Source organism: Chryseomicrobium aureum (genome assembly GCF_016909155.1).
Lineage (GTDB): Bacteria > Bacillota > Bacilli > Bacillales_A > Planococcaceae > Chryseomicrobium > Chryseomicrobium aureum.
The window spans coordinates 41,347-50,385 of record NZ_JAFBFG010000023.1 but is presented as its reverse complement, the minus strand read 5'-3'; the positions used below and the strand labels follow the sequence as shown (position 1 = coordinate 50,385).

General features: G+C 46.1%; 10 protein-coding genes and 1 riboswitch. All 10 genes read left to right on the top strand.

Going from position 1 to position 9,039, the window contains the following annotated elements:
- A partial coding sequence (locus tag JOD03_RS12880) for a hypothetical protein (protein ID WP_204591745.1) occupies positions 1–372 on the top strand: 372 nt, incomplete at its 5' end.
- Positions 347–535 (top strand): NETI motif-containing protein, encoded by a 189-nt coding sequence (locus tag JOD03_RS12875; protein ID WP_204591743.1) that lies wholly within the window; start codon positions 347–349, stop codon positions 533–535. The genes JOD03_RS12880 and JOD03_RS12875, both read left to right, overlap by 26 nt.
- A gap of 68 nt (positions 536–603) precedes the next feature.
- A riboswitch (purine riboswitch) is annotated at positions 604–704 on the top strand.
- Between the two features lie 145 nt (positions 705–849).
- Complete coding sequence (gene purE / locus JOD03_RS12870; protein WP_204591741.1) at positions 850–1,338, top strand: 5-(carboxyamino)imidazole ribonucleotide mutase; 489 nt, start codon at positions 850–852, stop codon at positions 1,336–1,338.
- A complete protein-coding gene (gene purK / locus JOD03_RS12865; protein WP_204591739.1) occupies positions 1,335–2,453 on the top strand; it encodes a 5-(carboxyamino)imidazole ribonucleotide synthase in 1,119 nt (372 codons plus the stop codon). Before purE ends, purK begins: the two co-directional genes overlap by 4 nt.
- A gap of 12 nt (positions 2,454–2,465) precedes the next feature.
- Complete coding sequence (gene purB / locus JOD03_RS12860) at positions 2,466–3,764, top strand: adenylosuccinate lyase (protein WP_204591737.1); 1,299 nt, start codon at positions 2,466–2,468, stop codon at positions 3,762–3,764.
- A 12-nt stretch (positions 3,765–3,776) separates the two neighbouring features.
- Positions 3,777–4,493, top strand: a complete 717-nt coding sequence (gene purC, locus JOD03_RS12855; RefSeq protein ID WP_204591735.1) for a phosphoribosylaminoimidazolesuccinocarboxamide synthase — start codon at positions 3,777–3,779, stop codon at positions 4,491–4,493.
- Entirely contained in the window at positions 4,490–4,744 is a 255-nt protein-coding gene (purS, locus tag JOD03_RS12850) for a phosphoribosylformylglycinamidine synthase subunit PurS (RefSeq protein WP_204591733.1), read from the top strand. The genes purC and purS overlap by 4 nt, the downstream gene beginning before the upstream one ends.
- Complete coding sequence (gene purQ, locus JOD03_RS12845; protein WP_204591731.1) at positions 4,741–5,427, top strand: phosphoribosylformylglycinamidine synthase subunit PurQ; 687 nt, start codon at positions 4,741–4,743, stop codon at positions 5,425–5,427. The genes purS and purQ overlap by 4 nt, the downstream gene beginning before the upstream one ends.
- On the top strand, positions 5,411–7,639 hold the full coding sequence (purL, locus tag JOD03_RS12840; protein WP_204591729.1) for a phosphoribosylformylglycinamidine synthase subunit PurL: 2,229 nt from the start codon (positions 5,411–5,413) through the stop codon (positions 7,637–7,639). The genes purQ and purL overlap by 17 nt, the downstream gene beginning before the upstream one ends.
- Entirely contained in the window at positions 7,615–9,036 is a 1,422-nt protein-coding gene (gene purF, locus JOD03_RS12835) for an amidophosphoribosyltransferase (RefSeq protein WP_204591727.1), read from the top strand. The genes purL and purF overlap by 25 nt, the downstream gene beginning before the upstream one ends.
- Positions 9,037–9,039 lie beyond the last annotated feature (3 nt).

The window sequence follows — 9,039 nt, the reverse complement described above, 5'->3', positions numbered from 1 at the left end:
CGCATATTTGAAATTACCCATAAAAAATGGTCATCACTCAATCGCGATGACCATTTTTTATATTATCGGCCGAGTTTTGTCCCAGCCTCTTTTTGTTTGAGATGGGGAGAAGGTCGAGCCGCTTGGGTGAGCGAACGTTCTTCTACTGAAATCGGATTTTATTCTACCGAAATCGGATTTTATTCTACCGAAATCGAAATTTATTCTACCGAAATCGAAATTTATTCTACCGAAGTCATGTTATGGAAACTAATTGCAGAGAGTATAAGTAGCTCTAGAGCACAAGGTGATTCTGCACCCACACATACCACCCAATTTTGGTATACTCGACAAGTGAGGTGGTTGAATGAAAAAACAGTGGGTCGCAATTGACGAAAATGAAACCGTAGCAAGCGCGTATGATCGCTTGCAGCAGCAAGGCTATCAAATCATTGGGAGACGTGAAGTGCCCATATTCGAAGAAAAAGACGGACAACCCGTACCCATACGACAGCAAATTGAATTTTGTGTCACCCCTCTAAAAGACGAACGATGAATTGTCAGAAAAATTTAATGTTCGGTTATTGGGTTGACGTTGCCTTGATAGCCTGCTAAACTAGCGATAGATTGATGAATAGATTTCCCCATATATGCTTAAGGATTGGCTTAAGTGTTTCTACCATGTCACCGTAAATGACAGGACTATGCGGGAAAGCGGCTTTTGATGTTTCGGCAGGAAAGGTGTGTTTACGAATGGGTAAATGCGTGGCTCCTCATGAATTCCTCAAATAGTCTGCTTTCGTGCGTATGTCCGAAGCAGATTATTTGGGGAATTTTTGTTTTATAAACGGATAAAGGCGGGATTTCACTATGACAGCAAAAGTTGGCGTCATCATGGGCAGCACAAGTGATTGGGAAACGATGCAACATGCCTGTGAGGTCTTAGAGGAACTTGAGATAGCTTATGAAAAGAAAGTCGTATCAGCACACCGAACACCAGATGCTATGTTTACTTATGCGGAGCAAGCACGTGGCCGCGGCATCCAAGTGATCATCGCAGGTGCTGGAGGGGCTGCGCACCTCCCGGGAATGGTAGCAGCGAAAACGACGCTTCCAGTAATCGGTGTCCCTGTGCAATCAAAAGCACTGAACGGTTTAGATTCGCTACTTTCTATCGTACAGATGCCAGGCGGTGTTCCGGTAGCAACTGTTGCAATCGGAAAAGCTGGCGCAACGAATGCTGGTTTACTAGCAGCGCAAATGCTCGGTATGACAGATGCTGCAGTTGCAGAACGTTTAGAAGCGAGACGCGAAAAGACACGCCAGGCTGTTGAAGAAAGTTCAGGTGACCTTGTATGACGAAAGTGATTTATCCGGGTCAAACGATTGGGATTATTGGCGGCGGGCAATTAGGACGAATGATGGCTCTTGCTGCTAAAGAAGCAGGCTTTCGCGTCGCTGTACTTGATCCTGCTATGGATTCGCCATGCGGGCAGGTGGCAGATATACGGATCGTCGCTGCTTATGATGACGAACAGGCGCTTGCAGAGCTTGCAGAAGCAAGTGACGTCATCACGTATGAGTTTGAAAACATTGATTACGAAGGCCTGAAAAAAGTGATGGATTATGCATACGTTCCTCAAGGGGCAGAGCTGATTCGCATCACGCAAGACCGTCGCATAGAGAAGATGGAACTTGAAAAAGCAGGCGTGCCAGTTGCACCGTTTGTCATTATCGAGTCTGTAGAGGACTTGGAAGAGCAGGTCGGGAAAATCGGCTACCCTTCCATTCTGAAAACTGCACGCGGAGGATATGACGGCAAAGGTCAAGTAAAGCTCACATCACCTGAAGATCTTTCTGAAGCGGCCGAACTGATTCGCAACACACCATGTGTACTTGAAAAAGTGATCCCATTCACGAAAGAAATTTCAACCATCATTCACCGAAATGCAGCAGGAGAGTGTCACATCCTGCCAATCGCTGAAAATATTCATGTCAATCATATTTTGCATCAAAGTATCGTTCCAGCACGTGTCACACATACGATTGAAAAAAAAGCAGAGCAAGCTGCAAAGCAAATTGCAGAGCACCTTTCTCTTGTCGGAACACTCGCTGTCGAGATGTTCGTCATCGAAGACGACTTGATTATCAACGAATTGGCACCACGGCCGCATAACTCAGGTCACTATTCTATTGAAGCCTGCAACGTCTCCCAGTTTCAACAACACATTCGCGCTGTTTGTGGATGGCCATTACGAAAGCCGATTCTGTGGGAGTCTTCTATCATGGTGAACTTACTAGGTCAACATGTTGCACCTGCTGCCAACCAATTGACGAAGCACCCGGAATGGTCACTTCACTTATACGGAAAAAAAGAGGCAAAGCATGACCGCAAAATGGGGCATATCACAGTGATGACCGATGACTTGGAACGAACATTGTTTGAATTAGAAGAGACCGGCATTTGGTCATAGGAGGAACTAACAATGATTGAACGTTATACACGTCCCGAAATGGGCGCTATCTGGACAGAACAAAACAAATACGAAGCATGGTTGGAAGTCGAAATCTTAGCGTGTGAAGCATGGGCTGAGCTTGGCGAGATTCCAAAAGAAGACGTGAAAGTATTACGTGAAAACGCAACGTTTTCTGTTGACCGTATTTTAGAAATTGAAGAAGAGACACGTCATGACGTGGTGGCATTCACACGTGCTGTCTCTGAAACACTTGGTGAAGAGAAGAAGTGGGTGCATTACGGCCTGACGTCTACGGATGTTGTCGATACGGCGCTTTCGTATTTAATCAAACAAGCAAACGTTATTTTACGCCGTGACATTGAAAACTTCATTGAAATCTTAGGTGTCAAAGCGAAAGAACACAAATACACGGTCATGATGGGACGCACACACGGAGTGCACGCAGAACCGACAACGTTTGGTCTTAAGCTAGCACTATGGCGCGAGGAAATGAAACGAAACCTTGAGCGTTTTGAAGCAGCTGCGAAAGTGATTGAGACTGGTAAGCTTTCGGGTGCCGTTGGAACATACGCAAATATCGATCCGTTTGTTGAAAAGTATGTATGTGACAATCTTGGTCTTGCGGCAGCGCCAATCTCTACACAAACACTGCAACGTGACCGTCACGCTCAGTACATCAGCACAATTGCTTTGATAGGTGCTTCGATTGAAAAGTTTGCTACTGAAATTCGTGGTCTTCAAAAATCAGAGACACGTGAAGTGGAAGAGTTCTTTGCAAAAGGGCAAAAAGGATCTTCTGCAATGCCACACAAGCGCAATCCAATTGGTTCTGAGAACATGACAGGTCTTGCACGATTACTTCGTGGACATATGGTAACGGCAATGGAAAACGTTGCACTGTGGCACGAACGTGATATCTCGCACTCGTCAGCAGAGCGTGTGATCTTGCCGGATGCGACAATCACATTGAACTACATGTTGAACCGTTTCGGCAACATCGTGAAAAACTTGACGGTATTCCCAGAAAACATGAAGCGCAACATGGACTCGACATTAGGTCTTATTTATTCACAACGTGTACTACTTGCGTTGATCGACAAAGGCATGTCTCGTGAAGCGGCCTATGACACAGTACAACCACTTGCCATGAACGCTTGGGAGACACAGTCTCACTTCAAGCCACTTGTAGAAGCAGACAAGACGGTTTCAGAGAAGCTTTCAGCAGCGGAAATTGAAGAATGTTTCGATTACAACTACCACATCCAGCAAGTAGATGCGATCTTTGATCGCGTTGGCTTAAACAACTAGGAGGCGTTTTACGTGCAAAAAGGTGCTCTTGTGTATGAAGGGAAAGCGAAACAACTGTTTACAACGGACAAACCGGACGTGTTGTATGTGCAGTATAAAAACAGCGCAACGGCTTTCAATGGAGAGAAGAAGGAAGAAATCGACGGCAAAGCGCGTTTAAACAATCAGATCACCGCCGTCCTTTTTGAAAAACTTCATGCGAAAGGCATTCCCTCTCACTTTATCGAACAGCTCTCGGAAACGGAGCAACTTGTGAAAAAAGTCGACATCATTCCACTAGAAGTTGTCGTTCGCAACATCGCAGCTGGGAGCTTGGCAAAACGCCTTGGCTTTGAAGAAGGAACTCCACTAAAGCGGCCGCTTGTAGAATTCTACTACAAAGACGATGCGCTAGGTGATCCACTTCTGACAGATGCACATATTGCGTTACTTGAGCTTGTGACAGACAGTGAAAAACAAACACTCGAGCACCTTGGACGTGAAATCAATACAGCGCTTCTTTCCATTTTCGATGAAATCGGCGTAACACTAGTTGATTTCAAGGTTGAATTTGGACGCACAGCAGACGGTGAAATTTTGTTGGCAGATGAGATTTCACCTGATACGTGCCGTCTCTGGGACAAAGAGACAAAGCAAAAACTAGATAAAGATGTATTCAGACGCAACTTAGGAAATCTTACAGATGGCTATTCCATTATTCTTTCTCGCTTAGGAGGCAAATCTCAATGAAAAAAGTAAATGTCTATGTCACGTTACGTGAAAGTGTTTTAGATCCACAAGGTTCTGCAGTCAAAGGTGCGCTTCATGCTATGGATTATAAAGAAGTGCAAGATGTCCGTATCGGGAAATTTCTCGAACTTCAAATCGAAGAAGGGACACGTGATTTAGACACGGTCATTAAAGAGATGTGTGAACGTCTTTTGACAAATACAGTCATTGAAGATTACCGCTACGAGATTGAGGAGGCGGTCTCGCAATGAAATTCGCAGTGATCCAGTTTCCTGGCTCGAACTGTGATTTGGATATGTTTCATGCCATTCAAGATGAACTCGGACAAGATGTCGAGTACGTCTGGCATGACAAAGCCGATCTCAGTGGCTACGACGCCATTTTATTGCCAGGTGGCTTCTCATACGGAGATTACCTTCGTTGCGGCGCTATCGCTCAGTTCTCCAACATCATGAGTGAAGTGAAAAAAGCAGCAGAACAAGGTAAACCAATTTTAGGCGTTTGTAATGGATTCCAAGTACTAACAGAAGCGCGTTTGCTTCCTGGGGCACTCCTCCGCAACAAAAACTTGAAATTCATTTGCCGCACAGTGGCATTAGAAGTCGTCAATGCGGACACGCTATTCACAGGTGAATACGAACAAGGCCAAACGATTCAAATTCCAATCGCACACGGCGAAGGAAATTACTTCTGCGACGAAGAGACAGCAAAACAACTCGAAGCCAACAATCAAATTGTGTTTAAATACGTTGGCGAAGGGCCAAACGGTTCGTTATCCAACATCGCTGGCATCATCAACGAACAAGGAAACGTACTGGGCATGATGCCGCACCCTGAGCGTGCTGTACACGAAGTGATGGGTGGAACAGACGGTTTGCCTTTATTCCGATCAATCTTAAAACAGTGGAGGGAATCCCATGTCAGTCATGCTTGAACCAACAGCTGAACAAGTGAAAGAAATGAAGTTGTACGCCCAAATGGGGATGTCGGATGAAGAGTTTGAACTAGCAACTTCCATTCTTGGACGTACGCCGAACTACACGGAAACGGGCTTGTTTTCTGTCATGTGGTCCGAACACTGTTCGTATAAAAACTCGAAACCTGTTCTTCGCAAGTTCCCAACGACAGGCCCACAAGTATTACAAGGTCCTGGGGAAGGTGCCGGAATTGTAGATATTGGAGACGGGCAAGCCGTTGTTTTCAAAATGGAATCGCACAACCACCCATCTGCTATTGAACCGTATCAAGGCGCTGCAACGGGTGTCGGTGGAATCATTCGCGATGTATTTTCAATGGGTGCGCGCCCAATTGCTCTATTAAACTCCCTTCGCTTTGGGGAACTTGAGACACCACGTGTGAAGTATTTGTTTGAAGAAGTCGTCGCTGGAATTGCAGGGTACGGAAACTGTATCGGCATTCCAACGGTCGGTGGAGAAATCCAGTTTGATCCGTGTTATGAAGGAAATCCACTCGTCAACGCGATGGCAGTGGGACTCATCAATCACGAAGACATCCAGCGCGGAATCGCAGCGGGTGTCGGCAATACTGTTCTTTATGCTGGTGCAAAAACTGGCCGCGACGGAATTCACGGAGCAACATTTGCTTCTGAGGAATTAAACGAAGAATCAGAGAAAAAACGTCCAGCTGTACAAGTTGGCGATCCATTTATGGAAAAGCTTTTACTTGAAGCCTGTTTAGAAGTTATCAAATCTGATGCATTGATCGGGATACAAGATATGGGAGCCGCGGGTCTGACATCCTCGTCTGCTGAAATGGCTTCAAAAGCTGGTTTCGGTATCGAGATGCACCTAGACCGCGTGCCACAACGTGAAACTGGGATGACAGCGTATGAAATGATGTTATCCGAGTCGCAAGAGCGTATGCTTCTGGTCGTCAAAAAAGGCCGCGAACAAGAAATCGTCGAGATTTTTGAAAAGTACGACCTCGACTGTGTAGCTGTCGGAGAAGTGACAAACGATAAAATGCTTCGTTTGATCCATCACGGTGAAGTGGTCGCAGAAGTTCCTGCGGATGCATTAGCTGAAGAAGCACCCGTTTATAACAAACCAAAGCAAGAACCTGCTTATTTCAGAGAATTCCAAGCACAAGAAAATACAGAGCCTCAAGTGGAAGATGTTCAAAAGACACTCGTATCGCTCCTTTCTCAACCGACGATTGCCTCGAAAGAATGGGTGTATGACCAGTATGACTACCAAGTGCGCACATCCACAGTTGTAACGCCTGGTTCGGATGCAGCGGTCGTTCGCGTTCGTGGCACCAATAAAGCGCTCGCAATGACGACAGACTGTAACTCACGCTATATCTATCTTGATCCTGTAACAGGGGGCAAGATTGCGGTTGCAGAAGCAGCTCGTAATATTGTGTGTTCGGGTGGAAAGCCACTTGCTATCACAGATTGCTTGAACTTCGGCAGTCCTGAAAACCCAGAAATCTTCTGGCAACTTGACCAGTCTGCAGATGGTATTTCTGCAGCATGTCTTGCGCTAGATGCACCGGTTATCGGTGGGAATGTTTCATTATACAACGAGCGCAGTGGTGCGGCAGTGTATCCAACACCGACAATTGGTATGGTCGGATTGATCGATGACCTTGCACATGTGACAACACAACATGCAAAAGCAGCAGGTGATAGTGTCTATTTGATTGGTGAAACGACAACGGAGTTCGGAGGTTCGGAACTTCAAAAACTTGTAGAAGGTTCAATTTCCGGAAAAGCGCCGGCACTAGATTTAGAAATTGAGACGCGTCGTCAAAAAGCATTATTGACAGCGATTCGCTCTGGCCTTGTCGCATCTGCACACGATGTAGCAGAAGGTGGCGTGGCAGTAGCTTTAGCAGAAGTCGTCTTTGGCACAAAGTTTGGTGTCGACGTAACACTTGAAGGATCTGCAGTAACAGCTCTTTATAGTGAATCACAATCTCGCTTTATCGTAACGGTTGCAAAACAACATGCTGAAAAGTTCGAACAAGCTGTACCGGATGCACAAGCAATCGGTGAAATCACAGAGCAAGATGAATTCAAAATTCATTCGACAACTGGTGATACGTGGATCCAGTTACCGGTAGCGGAATTATTCGCTGCCTGGAAAGGAGCTATTCCATGCTTACTGAAATCCGAGGACTAAATGAAGAGTGTGGCGTATTTGGCGTGTGGGGTCATCATGATCCTGCACCCATGTGCTATTACGGGCTTCATGCGCTTCAACACCGTGGCCAAGAAGGAGCTGGAATTGTCGCTACAGACGGAGAGTTCTTACGTGCCGTTCGCGGGGAAGGGCTTGTCAACGACGTATTTGATGAGACAAAGTTAAAAGCACTACAAGGCAAGGCTGCTATCTCACACGTTCGCTATGCGACAGCTGGTGGCTCTGGACTCGCAAACGTTCAGCCGCTCCTTTTTAACTCTACGACTGGTGCACTAGCGATTGCCCATAACGGAAATATCGTCAACGCAACGGACTTGAAACGTAGTCTAGAACGTCAGGGAAGCATCTTCCAGACGACTTCTGACACGGAAGTGCTGGCACATTTAATTAAGCGCAGTCACCTGCAATCGTTTGAAGAGCGTGCAAAACAAGCGCTGCGCCTACTAAAGGGTGCATTTGCATTTTTGATATTAACAGAAGACTTCTTAATGGTTGCACAAGATCCGAATGGCATGCGTCCACTTTCTCTTGGTCGTTTGAACGGTGGGTTTGTCGTCGCCTCTGAAACGAGTGCGTTTGACTTGATCGGTGCAGAAGTCATTCGTTCTGTAGAGCCTGGTGAGATGTTGATTATCGATGACAAAGGGGTTCGCTCTTCGTATTACACAGAAGACCGTGGACGTGCAATCTGTTCAATGGAATACATTTATTTCTCGCGTCCCGACTCAGACATCGATGGGATCAACATCCATTCAGCGCGTAAACGCCTTGGAATTCAACTGGCGAAAGAGGTGCAAATTGAAGCGGATATCGTGACAGGTGTTCCTGACTCGAGTATTTCAGCGGCAATTGGCTTTTCTGAACAGTCCGGAATTCCTTATGAGATGGGCTTGATTAAAAACAGGTACGTAGGGCGTACGTTCATTCAACCGTCCCAAGAACTGCGCGAGCGCGGTGTGAAAATGAAATTATCTCCGGTTCGTCAAGTAGTGAATGGCAAACGGGTCGTCATGGTGGATGACTCGATTGTGCGCGGTACAACGTCTCGACGCATCGTCAACATGTTAAAAGAAGCAGGAGCAAGTGAAGTGCATGTGGTCATTAGTTCGCCACCACTGAAGAATCCATGTTTTTACGGAATCGATATCAGCTCAGATTCGGAGTTGATTGCTGCGAACAACTCAGTTGAAGAGATGCGTGAAATCATTGGAGCAGACTCGTTGTCTTTCTTATCAGTAGACGGTCTGTTAGGTGCAATCGGTCGTTCACCTGAAGCGAAAAACTGCGGTCAGTGTCTCGCATGTTTTACAGGAGAGTACCCAACATCGATCTATTCCGATACTAAATTGCCGCATGAAAAAGAATTGGTGCGCTAGGAG

Excerpts from the sequence above, each read along its gene's own strand:
- purS (WP_204591733.1), top strand. The coding sequence starts at position 4,490 with ATGAAAAAAGTAAATGTCTATGTCACGTTACGTGAAAGTGTTTTAGAT.
- purE (WP_204591741.1), top strand. The coding sequence starts at position 850 with ATGACAGCAAAAGTTGGCGTCATCATGGGCAGCACAAGTGATTGGGAA.
- JOD03_RS12875 (WP_204591743.1), top strand. The coding sequence starts at position 347 with ATGAAAAAACAGTGGGTCGCAATTGACGAAAATGAAACCGTAGCAAGC.
- purB (WP_204591737.1), top strand. The coding sequence starts at position 2,466 with ATGATTGAACGTTATACACGTCCCGAAATGGGCGCTATCTGGACAGAA.
- purK (WP_204591739.1), top strand. The coding sequence starts at position 1,335 with ATGACGAAAGTGATTTATCCGGGTCAAACGATTGGGATTATTGGCGGC.
- purL (WP_204591729.1), top strand. The coding sequence starts at position 5,411 with ATGTCAGTCATGCTTGAACCAACAGCTGAACAAGTGAAAGAAATGAAG.
- purQ (WP_204591731.1), top strand. The coding sequence starts at position 4,741 with ATGAAATTCGCAGTGATCCAGTTTCCTGGCTCGAACTGTGATTTGGAT.
- purF (WP_204591727.1), top strand. The coding sequence starts at position 7,615 with ATGCTTACTGAAATCCGAGGACTAAATGAAGAGTGTGGCGTATTTGGC.